The sequence below is a fragment of the Nocardiopsis sp. L17-MgMaSL7 genome (assembly GCF_003182025.1).
Classification (GTDB): domain Bacteria; phylum Actinomycetota; class Actinomycetes; order Streptosporangiales; family Streptosporangiaceae; genus Nocardiopsis; species Nocardiopsis prasina.
Genome location: NZ_QGTF01000006.1, coordinates 89432 through 107761, shown reverse-complemented (window position 1 = coordinate 107761; position 18330 = coordinate 89432). Strand labels below are relative to the sequence as shown.

At 70.1% G+C, this 18330-nt stretch carries 20 protein-coding genes and 2 tRNA genes; 13 read left to right on the top strand and 9 right to left on the bottom strand.

The features are described from left to right. Positions 1-37: 37 nt before the first annotated feature. Positions 38-1108 (bottom strand): STM4015 family protein, encoded by a 1071-nt coding sequence (locus BDW27_RS12205; protein WP_199560635.1) that lies wholly within the window; start codon positions 1106-1108, stop codon positions 38-40. A gap of 290 nt (positions 1109-1398) precedes the next feature. Here BDW27_RS12205 and BDW27_RS12200 point away from each other — a divergent pair, with 290 nt between their 5' ends. Together BDW27_RS12200 and BDW27_RS12195 are read left to right on the top strand one after the other, a co-directional pair. Next, a complete protein-coding gene (locus BDW27_RS12200) occupies positions 1399-2190 on the top strand; it encodes a bifunctional 2-polyprenyl-6-hydroxyphenol methylase/3-demethylubiquinol 3-O-methyltransferase UbiG (protein ID WP_110049377.1) in 792 nt (263 codons plus the stop codon). Between the two features lie 314 nt (positions 2191-2504). Next, on the top strand, positions 2505-3743 hold the full coding sequence (locus tag BDW27_RS12195) for a phosphatidylserine/phosphatidylglycerophosphate/cardiolipin synthase family protein (RefSeq protein WP_110049376.1): 1239 nt from the start codon (positions 2505-2507) through the stop codon (positions 3741-3743). 41 nt (positions 3744-3784) lie between these two features. On the opposite strand, the gene BDW27_RS12190 is transcribed toward BDW27_RS12195, so the two are convergent. Next, a complete protein-coding gene (locus BDW27_RS12190; protein ID WP_017543933.1) occupies positions 3785-3994 on the bottom strand; it encodes a hypothetical protein in 210 nt (69 codons plus the stop codon). Positions 3995-4231: 237 nt separating this feature from the next. Continuing rightward, positions 4232-4304 (bottom strand) — tRNA-Arg (locus tag BDW27_RS12185). A gap of 423 nt (positions 4305-4727) precedes the next feature. Here BDW27_RS12185 and BDW27_RS12180 point away from each other — a divergent pair. Next, positions 4728-5831, top strand: coding sequence for a D-alanyl-D-alanine carboxypeptidase family protein (locus tag BDW27_RS12180; protein WP_110049375.1), 1104 nt, complete (start codon positions 4728-4730; stop codon positions 5829-5831). Positions 5832-5941: 110 nt separating this feature from the next. Here the strand turns inward: BDW27_RS12180 and BDW27_RS12175 are convergent, their stop codons facing one another. From BDW27_RS12175 to BDW27_RS12160, 4 genes are all read right to left on the bottom strand, one after another. Next, positions 5942-6349 carry an MscL family protein gene (locus BDW27_RS12175; protein ID WP_017543931.1) on the bottom strand — a complete coding sequence of 136 codons (408 nt, stop codon included), beginning with the start codon at positions 6347-6349 and terminating at the stop codon, positions 5942-5944. Positions 6350-6430: 81 nt separating this feature from the next. Then, positions 6431-7087 (bottom strand): SAF domain-containing protein, encoded by a 657-nt coding sequence (locus BDW27_RS12170; protein ID WP_110049374.1) that lies wholly within the window; start codon positions 7085-7087, stop codon positions 6431-6433. A 151-nt stretch (positions 7088-7238) separates the two neighbouring features. After that, positions 7239-7625: an FmdB family zinc ribbon protein gene (locus BDW27_RS12165; RefSeq protein ID WP_026129140.1), complete on the bottom strand. Its 387-nt coding sequence runs from the start codon at positions 7623-7625 to the stop codon at positions 7239-7241. 250 nt (positions 7626-7875) lie between these two features. Continuing rightward, positions 7876-8520, bottom strand: a complete 645-nt coding sequence (locus BDW27_RS12160) for a 5-formyltetrahydrofolate cyclo-ligase (protein ID WP_110049373.1) — start codon at positions 8518-8520, stop codon at positions 7876-7878. 151 nt (positions 8521-8671) lie between these two features. On the opposite strand from BDW27_RS12160, the gene galU reads away from it, so the two are divergent. From galU to BDW27_RS12110, 10 genes are all read left to right on the top strand, one after another. Then, positions 8672-9610: a UTP--glucose-1-phosphate uridylyltransferase GalU gene (gene galU / locus BDW27_RS12155; protein WP_017543927.1), complete on the top strand. Its 939-nt coding sequence runs from the start codon at positions 8672-8674 to the stop codon at positions 9608-9610. Positions 9611-9722: 112 nt separating this feature from the next. Continuing rightward, the gene (gene glp, locus BDW27_RS12150) at positions 9723-10949 is read left to right on the top strand and encodes a gephyrin-like molybdotransferase Glp (protein WP_017543926.1); all 1227 of its coding nucleotides are present in this window, start codon (positions 9723-9725) and stop codon (positions 10947-10949) included. A gap of 120 nt (positions 10950-11069) precedes the next feature. Further along, positions 11070-11573 carry a cyclic pyranopterin monophosphate synthase MoaC gene (gene moaC, locus BDW27_RS12145; RefSeq protein ID WP_017543925.1) on the top strand — a complete coding sequence of 168 codons (504 nt, stop codon included), beginning with the start codon at positions 11070-11072 and terminating at the stop codon, positions 11571-11573. Further along, entirely contained in the window at positions 11566-12075 is a 510-nt protein-coding gene (locus BDW27_RS12140; RefSeq protein WP_017543924.1) for a molybdenum cofactor biosynthesis protein B, read from the top strand. Before moaC ends, BDW27_RS12140 begins: the two co-directional genes overlap by 8 nt. Before the next feature lie 252 nt (positions 12076-12327). After that, positions 12328-13047, top strand: a complete 720-nt coding sequence (locus BDW27_RS12135; protein ID WP_110049372.1) for a GNAT family N-acetyltransferase — start codon at positions 12328-12330, stop codon at positions 13045-13047. A gap of 404 nt (positions 13048-13451) precedes the next feature. Continuing rightward, a complete protein-coding gene (locus tag BDW27_RS12130) occupies positions 13452-14120 on the top strand; it encodes a hypothetical protein (protein ID WP_110049371.1) in 669 nt (222 codons plus the stop codon). Positions 14121-14178: 58 nt separating this feature from the next. Further along, positions 14179-14252 (top strand) — tRNA-Ala (locus BDW27_RS12125). A gap of 568 nt (positions 14253-14820) precedes the next feature. Continuing rightward, on the top strand, positions 14821-15438 hold the full coding sequence (locus tag BDW27_RS12120; RefSeq protein ID WP_110049370.1) for a TetR/AcrR family transcriptional regulator: 618 nt from the start codon (positions 14821-14823) through the stop codon (positions 15436-15438). Positions 15439-15441: 3 nt separating this feature from the next. Then, entirely contained in the window at positions 15442-15855 is a 414-nt protein-coding gene (locus BDW27_RS12115; protein WP_110049369.1) for a hypothetical protein, read from the top strand. 890 nt (positions 15856-16745) lie between these two features. Next, complete coding sequence (locus tag BDW27_RS12110) at positions 16746-17282, top strand: hypothetical protein (protein ID WP_110049368.1); 537 nt, start codon at positions 16746-16748, stop codon at positions 17280-17282. Positions 17283-17301: 19 nt separating this feature from the next. Here BDW27_RS12110 and BDW27_RS12105 read toward each other — a convergent pair whose 3' ends face one another. Together BDW27_RS12105 and BDW27_RS12100 are read right to left on the bottom strand one after the other, a co-directional pair. Beyond that, the gene (locus tag BDW27_RS12105; protein ID WP_110049367.1) at positions 17302-17613 is read right to left on the bottom strand and encodes a sec-independent translocase; all 312 of its coding nucleotides are present in this window, start codon (positions 17611-17613) and stop codon (positions 17302-17304) included. A 202-nt stretch (positions 17614-17815) separates the two neighbouring features. Further along, on the bottom strand, positions 17816-18019 hold the full coding sequence (locus BDW27_RS12100) for a cold-shock protein (RefSeq protein WP_017543917.1): 204 nt from the start codon (positions 18017-18019) through the stop codon (positions 17816-17818). Positions 18020-18330: the final 311 nt, after the last annotated feature.

Below are 18330 nucleotides of genomic sequence, written 5' to 3'. Positions count from 1 at the left end.
GCCGGGACCCGGGAGGTGCCGCGCGATGCGGCCGGACTCACTCGCCCACGGCCGGGTAGTAGTGGAGGTCGTCCGCGTCGTCGGACCCGCTCGGGGACTTCCTGGGGCCGTCGGAGAGGTCGACGCGCACCCCGGCCTCCGTGAACGCCGCCCGCACGCGTTCGGCGTCGTCCTCACCCAGGTAGTGATGGTGCAGGTCCAGGCTCTCCAGGTGGGCGAAGACCGGTACCGAGGCCAGCAGGTGCTCCACGTCGCTGTCGCGCAGGGTGCCCAGCGACAGGTCCGCCGAGGTCAGGCGAGCGGTGACCGGTGCCTCCGCCAGGGCCCTCAGCCAGCTGCCCGTGCGCTGGGAGTTGCGCAGGCCCAGGTGACGGAGCGCGGGCAGGGCGGTCCCGTGCAGCAGGGGTGCCAGGTCCTCGACCACGGTGTCGCCGCCGTAGTCCCCCACACCCAGCCACAGCTCCAGCCGCTCCAGCGCGGGCAGTTCGGCGGAGACGATCTCGCGCACCACCCGGCCGGGCAGGCCGCCGCTCTGGACGGTGAGCGAGCGCAGGGCGGCGTGCCCGCCGACCGCCAGGGAGAGCGTGTCCCCGCCGCCGTAGGTGTCGCCGACTCCCCGGACGGCCAGGTCCTCCAGCAGGGGATAGGCGTCCAGAAGGGGAGCGAGGTCGCACTGCTGGATCCAGGAGATCTCGTTCTCCTCGAAGGTGACGTCACCGACGAACAGGGAGCGCAGGGCGGGGAAGGCGTCGGCGTGCCCGATGAGGGCGTCCCGGAGTTCGCGGGACGAGATGTCGCCGCCGTCCTCGAACCCCCAGTCGCCGATCACCAGCGCCCTCACCCGGGAGGTGTCCACCTCCTCGACGAACCGGCTCAGGTAGGGCACGAACTCCTCGGAGTAGCTGGCGAGCCGCAGCCGCCACGACACGGAGCCGGGGTCCTTCTTGGCCTCCTCCATGAGCACGTGCTGCTTGGAGGGGGCCTGTGGCGCCTCCTCGGCCCGGCGCCGCCCGTGGCCGGAGTCGTGGAGGTAGTACTCGTTCGCCCCCTGGTCGAGGAACTCGACCACGGGGAGTCCGGCGTGGTCGGTGAGGTGTTCGCGGATCATGGAGGGGAGCCTTCCGTCCTGGCCAAGGGGTGTGCCACATGTTCTAGCAGCGGAGGGTGACAGACCGGGGTCGGACACCCGCCCGGAGCGGCACGCCGGGTGTCCGGGCGAAGGCCGCGAACGTTCCGAAGCGGGTGGTTTCCTCTTTCATAGCAGCTCACAGGGGCGCTTCCGGACTTGTGCACAGGTGTGGACGCGAACACGGCCGATCGGCGCGTCCGGCCCGCGGGATACCGGCCGGTACGGCGGTGCGGCAGGACAACGCGGGGCGGCGGTGTGAAAGTGGTCGCATGGCTACGCACAGTGAACTCCGTGACTTCTGGGAACACCGGCTCGAAGGCGACTGGACCGAGAGCGGCGTCGGCTACCGGGCCCTCGGGCGCCCCTTCAACACCTGGATGTACCGGGTCCGCGAGGAGGTCTTCCTCCGCGAGGTCGGCCAGCTGGGGCTCAAGGGCGCCAGCGTGCTCGACGCGGGCAGCGGCACGGGGTTCTACGTGAGCCAGTGGGAGCGCTTGGGCGCCGGTGACGTCACCGGCTGCGACATGACCGACGCCGCTGTGGAACGCCTGAACGGCCGCTTCCCGGACCACCGCTTCGTCCGCCAGGACGTGTCCGAGCTGGACGCCTTCGAGGACGCCAGCTTCGACGCGGCCTCCTGCATGGACGTGCTCTTCCACATCACCGACGACGACCGGTACGCGGCGGCCTTCCGGTCCCTTGGCCGGGTCGTGCGTCCCGGCGGCACCCTCGTGATCTCCGAGAACTGCCTCCAGCGCCCCGAACAGCGCGGAGAGCACCAGGTCAACCGGACCCTGGAGACGATCGCGTCGCTGGCGGACAAGTCCGGGTTCGACATCGTGCGCCGGGTGCCCATGCTGATGCTGATGAACGCGCAGGTCGACGCCGCACTGCCGTGGCGCAAGGTCTGGGGCGGGGTCCTGCGCGCCGCCACCGTCACCGCCCCGACGGGCTGGCTCGCCGGGGCCCTCCTGTACCGCGTGGACCGCAGGCTCGTGCGCGGTCGCAGGGAGAGCCCCACGACCGAACTCCTCGTGCTCCGGCGGCGCGAGGACACCTGACCCCGAGGCGGCTCGGGGGTCACGCGCGCCGGAGCCGGTTCGTTCCGGAAGGTCCGACCGGGTAGCCGGTCAGCACCGGGGACGCGCGGCCCCCGTACTCGACGAGGTGAGGGCGGCGGGCCGCCGCGCGTCCGGACCCCGTCCCGTCCGGGGGCCTGTTCGTCGCGGCCCCGGGCCCGGCGCCGAGTTCGCCCTGGTACGCGGTTCGTGTCCGGAACCGGAGTGGGCACCGGGTTACGGTGGTGCTCCACCTTGGTGCCGGGGTGGCCGCCGTTCCGGGGGCACGGCGGACGGCCTGTTCGGGAGGCGACCGCATGCTGAGACGCTCGACCATCACGACCTGGGTCAAACGGGGGCTGCTGGGGCTGCTGGCCACCCAGGTCGCCGTGGTCGCGACCCTCGTCGGGATCGACCACTGGCGCAAGAGGGTGCGGCCGCACCGGGCCAACTTCCCCCGCACCGACCCTGCCTCGCTGCCGGTGGGGGAGACCACCGCCACGGTCTACACCTACGGCGAGGACCTGTTCGAGGACATGCTCTCCGCGATCCGGGGCGCCCGCCACCGCGTCCTGTTCGAGTCCTTCATCTTCAAGTCCGACGCGGTCGGGCAGGAGTTCAAGGCGGCGCTGATCGAGGCGGCCGAGCGCGGTGTCGAGGTCTACGTCATCTACGACGGCTTCGCCAACCTCGTGGTGCCGCGGTCCTTCTTCCGCTTCCCGTCCTCGGTGCGGGTCATGCGCTACCCGGCGTTCCGCCCCGGAGTGCTCCTGCTCAACGTGCGCAAGTCCGGCCGCGACCACCGCAAGATCCTCACGGTGGACGGGGAGACGGGCTTCGTCGGCGGGTTCAACGTGGGTTCCACCTACGCCATCGAGTGGCGCGACACCCACCTCCGGGTCGTCGGACCGGTCGTGTGGGAGCTGGAGAACGCCTTCGCGGACTTCTGGAACACCAACCGGCGCGCGGACCAGCCCGAGTTGCGGGGGCTGGGCGACGCGGAGTGGGACTCGCGCATCCGCGTCCACCGGAACGTGCCCGAACTCCTCATCTACCCGATCCGGGCGATGTTCCTGGAGGCGGTGGACCGTGCCAAGGAGCGGGTGATCTTCACGCAGGCCTACTTCATCCCGGACCGGGAACTGGCCAACGTCCTGATCGAGGCGGCCGGACGGGGTGTGGACGTCAACGTGCTCGTGCCGGAGAACTCCAACCACGTCGTCGCCGACTGGATGGCCCGCGGCCGGTACTCGGAGCTGCTCCGGGGCGGGGTGCGGCTCTGGCTGTACGAGGACGCCATGGTGCACGCCAAGACCGCGACGGTGGACGGCAGGTGGAGCACGGTCGGCACGGCCAACGTGGACCGGCTCAGTCTCACCGGCAACTACGAGATCAACGTGGAGATCTTCGACGAGAGCGTGGCCCGGCACCTGGAGAAGGTCTTCGAGACGGATCTCACCAACGCACGCGAGCTGACCGAGGAGGAGTGGCGCGGGCGCCCGATCGCCGCCAAGTTCAGCGAGATCGTCCTGGCGCCGTGGCGCGGTTTCCTGTGAGTCCGCACCCCTGAGTGTGGGGCCCGGTCGAGGGGAGCGGTTCAGAGGTCCTTCGGAGACAGCCGGGGGAACTTCCTGGGGAAGAACCGGTCCGGATCCGCCCTGCGGGGCCTCGGGCCGCCCCAGTGCTGCGGGCCGGGCTGGGGGTCCTTCTTGAGCGCCCCGGAGATCGCCGAGGGCGATCCTCCCCGCTGGCGCCCCTTGGCGTCGTCCCCGAGTTCGGTCATGTCGTCCCGGTCCCCGTCCGCCATCCGGCCACCCCCGTCCGTGCGCGTGCACGCCTCCGACCTGGTCGTTCCTGCCCATGATGACTCGGAAGGGTGCGAGGGCCATCGCCCGACACGGACGGCGCCGCCAACTTTTCGCCGCACGGAGGGAAAGGTGCGCGAGAACTTGTGACGTCTTGACGGGGTTGGGACGGATTCCTGGTGAGGGAAAAGGACGAAGGGGCTCCCCTCTCGACCGAGAGGGGAGCCCCTTCGTTGATGCGGCCCCAGCAGGATTCGAACCTGCGACACCCGCTTTAGGAGAGCGGTGCTCTATCCCCTGAGCTATGGAGCCATGGGTGATGCCAGGGCCGGACGTTACCCGGCCACGGGGCCAAGCCTAACCCAGGATGGGTGTGCGTGGGGTGCCGATTGGTGTCGGGGCGGTGGGGCCGAGGCACTCTGCGTGCGCGGCACAGTACGCTGACCTACGATTGGTTGTCCTGGTTGCGGTGTGATGTTGTTCATTTCGCGTGTCGTGATGAGAGCCGCCAGCGCCCTTCGGTCACTCTGGGCGGGCGGGTGCGCTAGGTCACGGCACCCCGACGACCAGGCCTTCTTCCAGAGGCCGCGCGAGACGGCCGGAAGGACGGCGGGGAACCGTCCACGGGTTCGGCCGCCGGGCCGTTCGGTCCAGTGTGTCCGCATGTGGACATGTAGTACGTTGCCTTGCGGCCACGAGTAGGTGTTCGAGGAAAATGCAGCCGGAGGATCATTCGTGCCGTTCACTTCCGAGTCGGCGCGGCGTAGGTCCCGCGTACCGGGTAACGGGGTGCTGACCACCCTGGGGGCACACCACCGGGTCCGGATCGCGCAGGCGCTGACACTCATGCTGGTCACGTCCCTGTTCGTCGTTCCCGGGTCCGTGACAGTCGCCCCGCCAGCCCAAGCGAGCCTGGAGGACCTCCGCGAGCGCGCGGAGGCGGCCGCCGACGCCCTTGAGGAGGCGACCGACGAGTACGTCGAGCGCCAGGACGCCCTGGAGGAGGCCCAGGAGGACCTGATCTCCACCCTCCACGAGCTCCAGCAGATCGAGGGCGACCTCAACGAGATGCGCGAACCGCTCGCGCGGCTGGCCAGCACCATGTACCAGCAGCCCGACGCGGGTGTCCTCGGCATCCTCGCGGCGGGCGACCTCGACGACGACCTCCAGACGCAGTCCTACGCGGCCAAGCTGTCCGAGGACAACCAGGCGCTCATCCAGGACGCCACCGACCTCCGCGAGGAGCAGGTGGGGCTGGCAGGGGAGGCCCAGGAGCTCCAGACCTTCACCCAGCTCGAACAGGCCGAGCTGTCCGCGGAGGTCGACTCACTGCGCGAACAGTCCGAGACGAGCATGACCGAGCTCACCGACGAACTGGAGTCCCGGGGCCTGGACCCGGAGGCCTACATGGCGGCTGCCGACTGCGACCCGAGCGCGGCCTCGAACGCGGGCGGCTACCCCAACGGGCTGCTCCCGCAGGAGGCCCTCTGCTCGCTCTACGACGACAAGTTCCTGAGGGCCGACGCCGCCGTGGAGTTCCTCCAGCTGAACGTGGAGTACGTCGAGGAGTTCGGCGAGAACATGTGCATCACCAGCGCCTACCGCGACCTGCCCAACCAGCACCGCGTCTACGCCCAGGAGCCGCCCGGGTTCGCCGCGGTGCCCGGCACCAGTAACCACGGTCTGGGACAGGCGATCGACCTCGGCTGCGGTATCCAGAACTTCCGTTCGGAGCGGTGGAACTGGATGGAGGAGCACGGGGCCAAGTACAACTGGATCCACCCGGCCTGGGCGAAGTCCAGTCCCTTCGAGCCCTGGCACTGGGAGTACGAGGGCTAGGGCGGCCCGATCCGCGACCGGTTCCGACCGGCCGCCAAGCGCCCGGAGGGCGGCCCCGCGGGGCCGCCCTCCCGTGTGCCGGGACGGGTGCCGAAACGCCCCTGTGTGCCCTAGGAGGCGGTCTCGGGCGTGACCTCACTGGTGCAGTGGGCGCACTTGCTGGCCTTCTTGTTGATCTCCGAGAAGCAGTGGGGGCACTCGCGGGTGGTGGCCTCCTCGGCCTTGATGAACTTCTCCATCAGCTTGCCCATGGGCAGGACCACGAGGAAGTACAGGACCGCGGCGGTCATCAGGAACGAGATCATGGCGTCGACGAAGGCGCCGTACATGAACCGGCTGCCGTTGATCTCGAAGTAGAGGTCCGCGAAGGTCGGGACCCCGCCGAAGATGCCCAGGAGCGGGGTGATGAACCCTTCGGTGAACGCCGAGATGAGTCCGGCGAAGACGGAGCCGATGACGACCGCGACCGCCAGCTGCACCAGGTTTCCCTGGAGCAGGAACTTCTTGAAGCCTTCCATGGAACTGCCCTACGTGTTCGTAATTGATGGAGACGCGCCCGAAGTGGCGCCCGGACAGCTTTCACCACCCCTGGTCATCGGTCAACCGCGAATCGTCACAGACAGCCGCGAAGAGGTCGCGTGCCCCGCCAGGGCCCGGGCTTCCTCGCTGGTCGCGGCGATCAGGACCAGCGCACCGCCCTCCCCGCTCGGACCCTCCTCCGGAGGTACCGCGAGCACGGGCCGGTCACCGACCACCTCGACGGCGGGCCCGGGTCTGGTGGGCGGCCCGCCGAAGTCGTCCGCGCCCGTCGCGGCCAGCACGTCCACGCGGCTGCCGGGGGAGAGCAGACCGACCGCACCAGGGTCGGCCACCCGCACCGGCACGGCGACCATGTCCGCCCCGTAGGGGAGCGCGGGCGGGTCGCTCAGGCGGGCGTCGGTCAGCACCTCACCCCGGCGCACCGGTGCGTTCAGTGAGAGCCCGGCCGCCCGGTCCGCGGGTGAGAGCGCCCCGTCCGGAACGGAGCTCTCCGCCAGGAACAGGGGGGTGAGGTCGTCCTCGGACAGCGGCGCGGAGGCGTCGAGGTCCCGCGCGGCGACGAGCACCTCCGCCCGGGGCTGGGGCGGGGGCCGCATGACGAGGATCGCGCACACCACGGCCAGCGCGGTCAGGACGGCGGCGACGGTACGGCGGTGGCGGTCGAGCAGGCGGAGCGGGCCGCGCCGGAGCCGGAACGCGGGAGGGGAGGTGCTCATACCTTCAACGCTAGGCCGGGAGGGGCGTCTCCGGAGGGTTGTCCACAGGGCGGATTCCCAGCCGGTCCCCGTCACACGGGGAGCCCCCGGAGACAACAGAAGCGCCGCCGAGGGGTCTCGGCGGCGCGGCCACGGTCAACGGTGCGGTGGCTCAGCTGCTGGTGGTGGCGGCGGTGCTGCCGCTGGTGCTCTTACTGGTCGACTTGTCGCCGCCGCCCGTGCTGGGGGTGGAGGCGGCGGGGGTGGCGGTGGAGCCGGAGTCGGAGGAGGGCTTGGCGGAGTCGCCGGACTTGCCGCCGTTGCCCTCGGTGCCGCCGTCGGCGGTGTTGGAACCGGTCAGGGCGGAGCTGTTCGTGGTGGACTTGCCGCTGTCGGTGCGGTAGAAGCCCGAACCCTTGAAGACGATGCCGACCGCGGAGTACACCTTGCGCAGGCGCCCCTCGCACTCGGGGCAGACCGTCAGCGAGTCGTCGCTGAAGCTCTGCACGACCTCCATCTGGGCGTCACACTCGGTGCACGCGTACTGGTACGTAGGCACTGTTCCGGGTCCTCCTTGCTGGCACTCACACCCGTTGACTGCTAAATAGTACGCGTTCGCCGACCACAGCCGCGACAACCCCTCCCGCTGCGGCGCCGGGCGTGCCCGGGTCGGGCCGTACCCGGCCGGGGCCGCACGGGGTGCTCGAGTTCGGGGCGGGGTGCGGGACACGACCGCCAGCCATAACGCCGCGACCCGGTGCCTTAATCCCCGGGCCTTCCGGGGAGCGGCGCCCCGACCTCCGCACGACTCACACCGCCCGGCCGTGCGGGTTCCCTCCGGGCCAGACCGCCGAGTCCGGGTCGAACACGTGGAGCCCGCTGCCCGGGGTCACGACCCCGTCCACCGGCCGGTCGTGCTCCTCAACGGGCAGCGCGTCCACGAACTCCTCGTCATGGACCACGGCGATCGCGGGGGTGTGCGGGCCCCTGTGCGGCAGCGCGCGGTCGTAGCAGCCGGCGCCGCGCCCCATCCTCGTCCCGCGCCGGTCCACCGCCACAGCCGGGCAGACCACCGCGTCCGCGCGGCCGAGGACCTCGGGGCCGTACCGGTGTCCGGTCGGCTCCACCAGGCCGTGCCCGGCCGGTTCGAGGCCGTCCGGGCCCTCGTAGGCCGCCCAGTCGAGTGTCCCGTCGGGCAGGAAGATCGGCAGCAGCACGTACGTGCCCCGCTTCCACAGCGCGTTGACCAGCCTGTGTGTGCCGGGTTCTCCGCCCACGGAGTAGTAGCAGGCCACGGTCCCGCCCATCGCCAGCCAGGGCAGCTCCATGAACGTGTCGCGGACCGCCGAACCCACACGGTCGCGCTCCGGCGCGCTCCGCTCCCGCCGCGCGGCGAGCATGCGTGCGCGCAGTGCGTGCTTGGCGGTCCGGTCGTGGTCGTTCGAGGCACCCATGGGCCCCAGTGTGGCACCGGGCCCCGACTTCCTCCGGGGGGTGAACACGCGGTTGCGGTTTCCACGACTTCGCCCGAAACGACGGGGACTTCTCGGCCACGGGAAGTCATCGGTCCACGTAACGCGGGTTGTCTGTCCTAAAGTGCCGTTCATGAGCGCCGACACCGACCAGAAGCGACCCCGCACCGACGCCGCCGTGACCAAGGCGGTCGTTCCGGCCGCGGGCCTGGGCACCCGCTTCCTGCCCGCCACCAAGGCCACTCCCAAGGAGATGCTGCCGATCGTGGACAAACCCGCGATCCAGTACGTCGTGGAGGAGGCCGTCGAAGCCGGGCTCGGCGACGTCCTCATGATCACCGGGCGCAGCAAACGCTCCATCGAGGACCACTTCGACCGCGCCTACGAACTGGAGGAGGCGCTCGCGGCCAAGGGGGAGGACGACAAGCTCCGTTCCGTCCGCGAGTCCAGCGACCTCGCCCAGGTCCACTACGTCCGCCAGGGTGAGCCCCGGGGCCTGGGACACGCGGTGCTCTGCGCGGAGGCTCACGTGGGCGACAGCCCCTTCGCGGTCCTCCTCGGCGACGACCTCATCGAGTCGGCCGACCTGCTCCGCCGCATGATCGAGGTCCGCCAGAGCCATGGCGGCAGCGTCGTCGCGCTCATGGAGGTGGAGCCCGAACAGGTCTCCCTCTATGGCTGTGCGGCGGTGGAGACCACCGACGAGGACGACGTCGTCACCGTCACCGACCTGGTCGAGAAGCCCTCGCCCGAGCACGCGCCGAGTCGCTGGGCGATCATCGGCCGCTACGTGTGCGACCCCGCGGTCTTCCCCGTCCTGCACGACACCCCGCCCGGGCGCGGCGGCGAGATCCAGCTGACCGACGCCCTGAAGGAACTGGCCAGGACCAGCCCCGAGAAGGGCGGCGGCGTGCGTGGCGTCCTGCTGCGCGGCAACCGCTACGACACCGGGAACAAGGCCGAGTACATCCGTACCGTGGTCGAGTTCGCCTGCGGCCGCCCGGACCTGGCGGACGAGCTCCTGCCCTGGCTGAGGGAGTTCCTGGACCGCCAGGAGAAGCTCCGGGGCTGACCCGGGGGACCGGGTCCGGGACGTCGGCTTCGGAGATGGTCACAATGGGACCGGGGCCTCCCCCTGTGACGGGGGAGGTCCTCCCAGCGCGTTCACGACCCGGAAGGACCTCATGAAGAGCGTCGAACAGCACATCTCCGACCTTCTGGGGCTGGTCGCCGTACCCGGACCGACCGAGCTGGACCTGCTCCAGGCGCACGGGACGGTGCTCGCCGAGCCGGTCGTCTCCCCGGTGTCCCTCCCGGGCTTCGACAACTCCTCGATGGACGGCTACGCCGTGCACGCCGCCGACCTGGCCGAGGCCTCCGCCGAGCACCCGGTCCGGCTGCCGGTCGTGGCCGACATCCCCGCGGGTGACGCGGACCCCGCCGCGATCCGGCCCGGGCTGTGCGCCCGCATCATGACCGGCGCCCCCATGCCCGAGGGTGCCGACTCCGTGGTCCCGGTGGAGTGGACCGACGGCGGCACGGTGGAGGTGGCGATCGACCGCCCCGCGCGGGCGGGCGGCTTCGTCCGGCGCCGGGGCGAGGACGTGCTGGAGGGCGCCACGGTGCTGAGCGCAGGAGTGCGCGTCGGTGCGGGGGAGATGGGTGTCCTCGCGGCGGTCGGGTGTCGCTCGGTGTCAGTCCGCCCGCGGCCTCGCGTGGTGGTGCTCTCCACCGGTGAGGAGCTGGTCGAGCCCGGCCGCACCCTCGGCCCGGGGCAGATCTACGAGTCCAACAGCTACATGCTGGCCGCCGCCGCCCGGGACGAGGGCTGCGAGGTGTACCGCCACGGCTTCGTCGGCGACGACCCGGTCACCGTCTGGGACACGCTGGAGGACCTCCTGGTCCGCGCCGACGTGGTGGTCACCACCGGCGGTGTGAGCATGGGCGCCTACGACGTGGTGAAGGAGGTGCTCTCCACCAAGGGCACCGTGGAGTTCACCCAGGTGGCGATGCAGCCCGGCAAGCCCCAGGGGTTCGGCACGATCGGCCCGGACGACACCCCGATCATCACCCTCCCGGGCAACCCGGTGAGCGCCTTCGTCTCGTTCCACCTGTTCGTGCGGCCGGTCCTGCGCAGGCTGCGCGGTCTGCCTCCGAACCCCCTGCCGAGCGTGCGGGCGCGGCTGGCCACCTCGGTCGGATCGCCCCGGGACCGCCGCTCCTACCTGCGCGCTGTGCTGTCCGACCCCATCGCGCCGGACCCGGTACCCGCAGTCGCCCCTGCCGTGCGCCAGGGCTCCCACCAGCTGTCCGCGCTGGCCGGCGCCAACGGACTCCTGGTCGTCCCGGAGGAGGTCACCGAGCTGGCAGCCGGTGAGGTGGTCGAGGTCCTGGTCCTGCCGGAGCCCTGACCAACGGTCCGGCTGTCCCAGCGGAGGAGTACCGTCGTCCTGGGACGCGCGCCGCGTCCCCGTGGCTGACCGTTCCGGGCTGCCGCGTGTCCGTACGAGACGATGAGTGGCTCCACAGCGATGACCGACACCCCACGCCCGGAGGCGCACCCCTCCGGCCTCACGCACCTCGACGAGTCCGGCTCCGCGCGCATGGTGGACGTCTCCGCCAAGTCCGTCAGCGCCCGCACGGCCACGGCCACCGGCAGGGTCCTGCTCAACCCGGAGACGGTCGCGGCCCTGCGTGGCGGAGGGGTCCCCAAGGGCGACGCCCTCGCCGTCGCCCGGATCGCCGGTATCCAGGGGGCCAAGCGCACCCCGGACCTCGTCCCGCTGTGCCACCCGATCGCCGTGCACGGCGTGGACGTGGACCTGAAGGTGACGGACGACGGGGTGGACGTCAGCGCCACGGTGCGCACCGCTGACCGCACCGGAGTCGAGATGGAGGCGCTCACCTGCGTGATGACCGCCGCCCTCGGGCTGGTCGACATGGTCAAGGCGATCGACCCGGAGGCCGAGGTGACCCGGGTGCGGGTCGAGGAGAAGACCGGCGGGAAGAAGGGCCACTGGAGGCGCGGTGAGTGACGCCGTGCACCGGGTCGCGGTGGTGACCGCCTCCAACCGCGCGGCGTCCGGGGTCTACCCGGACCGCTCCGGGCCGGTGATCGCGGAACGGCTCCGGGACATGGGCTGCGCGGTGGTCGGGCCCTGGGTGGTTCCGGACGGCGCGCCGGTCGCCGAGGCGATCGAGCGTGCCCTGGACGAGGGCGTGGACGCCGTCCTGACCACCGGGGGCACCGGGCTCACGCCGCAGGACCTCACCCCGGAGGCGACGCGCCCGCTCCTGACGCGGGAGATCCCCGGGATCGCGGAGGCCCTCAGAGCGGCCGGCCGGGAGAAGGGTGTGCCCACCGCCATCCTCTCGCGCGGCCTGGCAGGGATCGCGGAACGTTCCGGACACCGGGCTGTCGTGGTGAACCTGCCCGGTTCCAGAGGCGGCGTGCGCGACGGGATGGACGTCCTGGAGCCGGTTCTGGGCCACGCGATCGACCAGCTCCGGGGTGGAGACCACCCTCGGCCCGAATGACACCCGAGAATGACCGGAATCACATCCGGGGCATTCCGGGAGCGGAGAATTGCTTGACCCGGTCCCGGTTTTCGGTGCTGGAGTGAATGGAGTTTGGAAACATCCGATTCTCGTGCAGTGAGGGTGACGCCCGCCACCTCACGCCCGCGGAGTGGAATACTGGAAGGCGTCACCGACACCGGGAGCTCCGCGAGCGCCGAGGGTCGGTGGCACGACCGCGCAGGGCGGTCCGGAGGGCTCGGAAGGACGGACGTGAACCGCAGACAGGGGTGGCCCGTCACCCTTCACGAAGGGCCGATCGCGCTTCGCCCTCTGCGCCTTCGCGACGCGCCCCTTCTCCGGGACACCCGGGCGCGCAACGCCGAGTGGTTGCGTCCCTGGGAGCCCACCTACCCCGAGATGCCGCTCCGCACCACCGGGCTGGCGCCCTACGTGGCCATGCTCCAGGCCATCCGCCGCGAAGCCAGGCAGGGCCTGTCGATGCCGTGGTCCATCACCTACGAGGGTCGCTTCGTGGGCCAGATCACGGTGGGCGCCATCGTGTGGGGCTCGGCCAGATCGGCGCAGGTCGGCTACTGGGTCGACAGCGCCTACGCGGGGCGCGGGATCACCCCGACCGCCGTCGCCCTGGCCGTCGACCACTCCTTCTTCACTGTCGGACTCCATCGGATCGAGGCCAACATCCGTCCCGAGAACCGCGCCAGCCGACGAGTGGTCACCAAGCTGGGATTCCGCGACGAGGGGGTGCGCAGACGCCAGCTCCACATCGACGGCGCCTGGCGGGACCACATCTGCTACGCCCTCACGGCGGAGGAGGTGCCCCGGGGCGTGCTGCGCCGCTGGTACGACGGGGCTCCTTCCGGTCCACCCGAGGAGGGGGGTTCCGGCCCCGGTTCCGCATTGGGGCCACAGGGCCCGAACGGTGCCGGCGATCCGTGGGATCCGGCGAGTCCGTACCCGGGATCGAACTGAACATGGCACGATCACGGATGCGTCCGGATCTTAAACCCCTCTTTAAGCACAATGATTCATTACTTTGCGTTGAATTGGCACTGCGCTCCGCAGTCATCGCCTGACCTGCTCTTTCGTTCGGGAGGGTGTGACGACCGAAACTGAGGGTCCACAATCTTGCGACACTCCGGTCGGAATGTGGCGCATTTATGGACACGGGGTCGTACCGTGCGGAACATAGACGCATTGACGATGCGGGCAACGCGTGGATATGGCACATGGGAATCGACCCCGGTCCGACGAGGGCCAGGAACGAAGTCCAGCCGGAGGACGTCTCTACTTCCGGGAGTACGTCCAGCCACACGCGGGGCGGTGTCGACGAAGTGTCGACCAACGTTCAGTGGCCGTCATCGTGAGGAGGGGTGATGAGCAGCTCTCCTCTGTACCTGGCCATCGTGGTGGTCTGGCTCATCGTCCTCGTCCCGATGCTGCTGCGGAAGGACTCGGTGGACACCGTCCACGAGGACACCCGCCGCGAGGACGAGGACGCCGAGGCGACCGAGGCCGACGAGGACTCCGAGCAGCGCGCTGAGGACGCCTCAGACGACGAGGCGGACCCGGACCTGACCGAGACCCAGGTGATCCACCGTCCTGTCTTCAGCGGCGACCAGGGCGCCGTGGGGGGTGCACCGGAGCGGAGCCGTCCAGTCGCCGAGGCGCGCACGCGTGTCGGGCACGAGCCCCGGTCCCGCGTCATCGCCCGTCGGCGCCGACGCACCACCGTGCTCACCCTGCTGAACCTCGGCACGATCATCGCGGTCGCCTTCGGTCTGGGTCCCTGGTGGGTGATCGCCCCCCCGGTCCTGCTGCTCTTCGGGCACATGGCCCTGCTGCGCGAGGCCGCCAAGGCCGACGCGGAGCGCCGCGAGGCGGCGGTCAGGGCGCGCCGCCAGGCGGTCCTGAGGGCTCGCCGAGCCGAGGTGGAGCAGGCCCGAGAGGCCGAGCGCGAGGCCGAGATCATCGCCTTCATCGAGCGCCGCAGCCAGGTCTACGACCAGTACGCGGACGCCCGACTGCGGGCCGCCGGAGACTGAGCCCGAAGATCCGGTTCGGACCACCCGCAATCTCCTGATAGTCTTTCAAACGTCTTCAGGGGCTATGGCGCAGTCCGGTAGCGCACCTCGTTCGCATCGAGGGGGTCTGGGGTTCAAATCCCCATAGCTCCACTTCACTCTGAAACGACCCTGTTCGGGGGCCTCTGGCCTCCTCACGGGGTCGTTTCGTCTTTTCCCCAAGGGGGGCGACCCCCTTGGACCCCCGGGGCTCTGAAGTGACCCTGTTCGGGGGCCTCTGGCCTCCTCGCGGGGTCGTTTCGTCTTTTCCCCAAGGGGGGCGACCCCCTTGGACCCCCGGGGCTCTGAAGTGACCCTGTTCGACTCTGAAACGACCCTGTTCGGGGGCCTCTGGCCTCCTCGCGGGGTCGTTTCGTCTTTCCCCGAGGGGAACCCAGGTTTTCCCAAGGGGAACCCAGACACGTCGAAGGGCCCGGTTCAGCGAACCGGGCTCTTCGACGTGTCCCTGGTCGTTCCGGACGGATGCTGCTGTTCCCTGTGGCGGGCGGTCGTCCGGACCGGAGCCCCGAGTGTCACCGGCGAAGCGTCTATTCCCTGAAGCGGGCGGACCGGTGTGCGTTCCACGATACCTCGGTGGTCCCGGATGTCCTATGGGTCAGGGCGTGCGGATCTTCGCAACCGAATCTATACGATGGAAACTTTCCGGTGTATAGTCGCCCGCATGACAGACGGATACCACCATGGGAACCTGCGGGCCGCCGTGCTCGCGCGGGCGGCGGAGGTCATCGAACGGGAGGGCCCCTACGCCTTCAGCCTGCGATCGCTCGCGGCCGACCTCGGAGTGAGCCACACGGCCCCGAGGTACCACTTCGGCAGCCGGGAGGGCGTCCTCAACGCCCTGGCCACCGAGGGCTTCACCGAGCTGGCCGACCGGTTGGGTGCCAACAGGGAAGCGGGCGGCGGATTCCTGGAGTCCGGGGTCGAGTACGTGCGCTTCGCCACGGAGCGCCCGGCCCACTTCCAGGTGATGTTCGCGCCGACCCTGCTCGACGAGGCCGACCCCGCGCTCTCCGCCGCTCGGGGCGCCGCCTTCGACGAACTCCGTTCGGGTGCGGCCTCGGTGTCCGACGAGGGGGACCGGGGCGACGACCCCGCCGCCGGGGTGGTGGCGGGATGGGCGATCGTGCACGGCATCGCCACGCTGGCGCTCACCGGGAACCTCGACAGCTCCGGGGTGCGGGCCCTGCTCGGGGACGCCGATCTGCTGACCATCACCCGCCGCAGCGCCGGGCTCCTCTTCGGCCCCTCCGGGCAACCCCCCTCACCAGCACAGGAGTGACCCATGTCAGCCGCGACACTCATCACGTCCGGTGCCGTTCTGCTCACCGTGGTCGGCATCGCCTACGGGGGCACGTTCCTGCTCCGGGTGGTCAACGGCGTCTTCCCCGCCAACGAACTCCAGCGCTCCTACTTCCGCGCGGGGCACGCGCACGCCGGGGTCCTGGTGATCCTCGGCCTGGTCGTCCGGCTCCTGTTGGACCAGCCGACCGTCCCGGACTGGGGGCGGCTGCTCGGGGACCTGGTTCTCCTGGCCGCCATCCTGATGCCCGCCGGGTTCTTCCTGTCGGTGGTCGGCCGCGATCCCCAGGCCCCCAACCGGCTGAGGGTGCTCATCCCGTTGGGGGCGGCGAGTCTGGTGACCGGCCTGGTCGCCGCAGGTGGCGCGCTCATCGTGGGTGGCCTGGCGATCGGCTGAGGCCCCACCTTTTCCGGTCGTGAACGGCCTCCGGCCCCGGTGCGGACGGGGGAGCCGTTCACGGCGTAAATCGGCGGAGAATACTGCCGTTAGTGAATGGCCGAAACCCGGTCCCGGCGCGTGGGGCGGGACCGTCTTCCATGGGGAGGCGCGTTCCGCTTCCAACACGAAGCGTGATCGTCCGTCTTCTGGTGATACGCCCTGGAAGCCATGTTCTGTGCTGTTTTCTTCCGGCTTGTCCCCCTACTGGTACGCGTTGCCGCGACGGGACCCGCCCCGACGTGGCCGATTGTGCGGTTTCCCAGCGTCGAAACCACAATAGCGATACCATCACACTCTGTTATGTTCACCCTCGGGGATTTTGCCCCGCGCCGGTCTTGTCTTTGCAGGTCATCGGGGAGGGTCCGTTTGGCATGGGGCAAAGGGAACTCGCCTGAACTGCGACGACAGTGACTTCGTCGGGCTTTCCTGTGCCGCTGCTGCAATCTTCGGTCGAGGGCTGACCACGGAATGACGATTATTCGAGCATGGGTCTTGTGAAGCCCGTCCGGATGGGACATCTTGGTTGCGGGATGGGCCGGAGACATCGATGGAAAGGTGGATGCCATGACCATGCACGCGAAGGCCTCTCGCAAGAGCAACGGCTGGAGCTGGTGGTAACCAGCAGACGCTGAAAGTTCTCTCGGGAACTCACGTGTACGGGGGCCTGTCCGACCGCGTCGGCTGGCCCCTTTCGCGTGCCCGGAACGGGTGCGTTCGCGGTGCGGGGCGGCCGCCCCGCGGGCGACCGACTCCGGAAGGGGGATTCGACCCCCGACCGCAACGGGTAGGAGCCCGGTACGACAACAGGACAGTCAGGTCCGGACCGACCGTGAAGGGGCGGAACCTCCGTGTCCGACTCCCCCCAGTACCCAGGCGGATACCAGCAGCCAGAGGAACCAGAACCGCAGGGCGGGTACGTCCGCCCCACCGAATCCGAACAGGCGCCGCGCCGAGCCGCGCCCCGGCCGGAACCGAGACCGGGGGAGCACGAACCACCGGTCGCCGCCGAACGGTTCCGGCGCACCACCCCGGCCAGGAGCAAGGTCATCCCGGTGGAACGGAGCCGGGGATTCTGGCGCCTGGCCACCGGCACCGTCTTCTACGTCATGATCGTCGGCGGCATGGCCGACTACGTCGATCCGGGGGTGCGCATCGCCGCCCACCTGGGCTTCTGGCTCCTGATCGGGCTGGCGTTCCTGGTCGCGACGGCCCGCGAGCGGCGTCACGACTGGGCGCCCCGACCCCGGTGGCCGTGGATCGCCGCAGCGCTGGGCGGTGCCGTGACGGCGGAGGTGCTGATCGTGGTCCTGGGCTCGCCCGCGATCATCATCGGGGGGGTGGTGCTGCTCGCCCTGGGATCGTTCTTCCTGATGCTCGTCGGCTGAGGGGCCGACGGCAGGAGCGCTACGTGGCCTCGTCGTCGAAGGGCGGGCGCTTGCCGTTGAGCTGGGAGGCGGGCCTGCGCTCCGCCTCCTCCTCTTCCTCCCAGAAGTGCTTCTGGATGAAGCGCTTGGGGTTGAGGTCCTGGACGTCGAAGTCCTTGTACTCCGGGCCGAGCCCCTCCTTGATGTCGTTGGAGGCGGAGTTGGCCATGGTACGGAGCTGGCGCAGGACCCGGCCGACCTGCTGGGCGGCCTTGGGGAGCTGGTCGGGGCCGAAGATCAGGAGAGCGAGCAGAAGGAGTAGGACGAACTCTCCCCCACTGATGCCGAACATGTTCAGTCCTCGCTCCTGGTGTACCTACCGGCTTCAAGCAGGTTAACCGGTATCGCCGGGCTTGGGTAACCGCGTACCCCCTTGTTGGGGATCGGCGCGGCGCGGACCTTCCGACCACCCGGCAGGCCCCCGGTCCGCCGCCCGAAAGCGGTCCAGCCCCCCGCTCACCGAGCGGAGGGCTGGGAAGACGCACGTGTGACGGTCAGACCGCGCGAACGTCCGCCGCCTGCGGGCCCTTCGGGCCCTGGATGATGTCGAACTCGACCTTCTGGTCCTCTTCCAGGTTCCGGAAGCCGGTACCCGCGATCGCCGAGTAGTGCACGAACACGTCGGGCTGACCACCCTCGACGGCGATGAACCCGAAACCCTTCTCAGAGTTGAACCACTTCACGGTGCCCTGAGCCATGTGCTCTCCCTTGGGGACTACGGCGGGACCGCACCCTGCTGGTCCCGGGTCGCCGGGCGCCAACCGACGAACGGTAATCCCGAATCGACGAGCGCCCACGTGCAGTTCCGCGAGGCGCCTCGGGCATCCATGGAAACAACAACAGCAACCAGTTGCAGACAGTACCAGGGGGAGTGGGGCTTTGCCGAGGCTTTTCCGGCGCGAATCCGCGATTCCGGAGTGTCCTCTTTCGGCAACTCGAAACTGTTGCTTTCCTGCCCTTCTGCCACTAATGGAGATGTGTTCCGGGGAACGGTTTTCACCGTTCCCCG

Bases quoted from the DNA above. Each gene is read 5' to 3' on its own strand.
- BDW27_RS12205 (WP_199560635.1), bottom strand. From the start codon at position 1,108: ATGATCCGCGAACACCTCACCGACCACGCCGGACTCCCCGTGGTCGAG.
- BDW27_RS12200 (WP_110049377.1), top strand. From the start codon at position 1,399: ATGGCTACGCACAGTGAACTCCGTGACTTCTGGGAACACCGGCTCGAA.
- BDW27_RS12195 (WP_110049376.1), top strand. From the start codon at position 2,505: ATGCTGAGACGCTCGACCATCACGACCTGGGTCAAACGGGGGCTGCTG.
- BDW27_RS12190 (WP_017543933.1), bottom strand. From the start codon at position 3,994: ATGGCGGACGGGGACCGGGACGACATGACCGAACTCGGGGACGACGCC.
- BDW27_RS12175 (WP_017543931.1), bottom strand. From the start codon at position 6,349: ATGGAAGGCTTCAAGAAGTTCCTGCTCCAGGGAAACCTGGTGCAGCTG.
- BDW27_RS12170 (WP_110049374.1), bottom strand. From the start codon at position 7,087: ATGAGCACCTCCCCTCCCGCGTTCCGGCTCCGGCGCGGCCCGCTCCGC.
- BDW27_RS12160 (WP_110049373.1), bottom strand. From the start codon at position 8,520: ATGGGTGCCTCGAACGACCACGACCGGACCGCCAAGCACGCACTGCGC.
- galU (WP_017543927.1), top strand. From the start codon at position 8,672: ATGAGCGCCGACACCGACCAGAAGCGACCCCGCACCGACGCCGCCGTG.
- glp (WP_017543926.1), top strand. From the start codon at position 9,723: ATGAAGAGCGTCGAACAGCACATCTCCGACCTTCTGGGGCTGGTCGCC.
- moaC (WP_017543925.1), top strand. From the start codon at position 11,070: ATGACCGACACCCCACGCCCGGAGGCGCACCCCTCCGGCCTCACGCAC.
- BDW27_RS12130 (WP_110049371.1), top strand. From the start codon at position 13,452: ATGAGCAGCTCTCCTCTGTACCTGGCCATCGTGGTGGTCTGGCTCATC.
- BDW27_RS12120 (WP_110049370.1), top strand. From the start codon at position 14,821: ATGACAGACGGATACCACCATGGGAACCTGCGGGCCGCCGTGCTCGCG.
- BDW27_RS12115 (WP_110049369.1), top strand. From the start codon at position 15,442: ATGTCAGCCGCGACACTCATCACGTCCGGTGCCGTTCTGCTCACCGTG.
- BDW27_RS12105 (WP_110049367.1), bottom strand. From the start codon at position 17,613: ATGTTCGGCATCAGTGGGGGAGAGTTCGTCCTACTCCTTCTGCTCGCT.
- BDW27_RS12100 (WP_017543917.1), bottom strand. From the start codon at position 18,019: ATGGCTCAGGGCACCGTGAAGTGGTTCAACTCTGAGAAGGGTTTCGGG.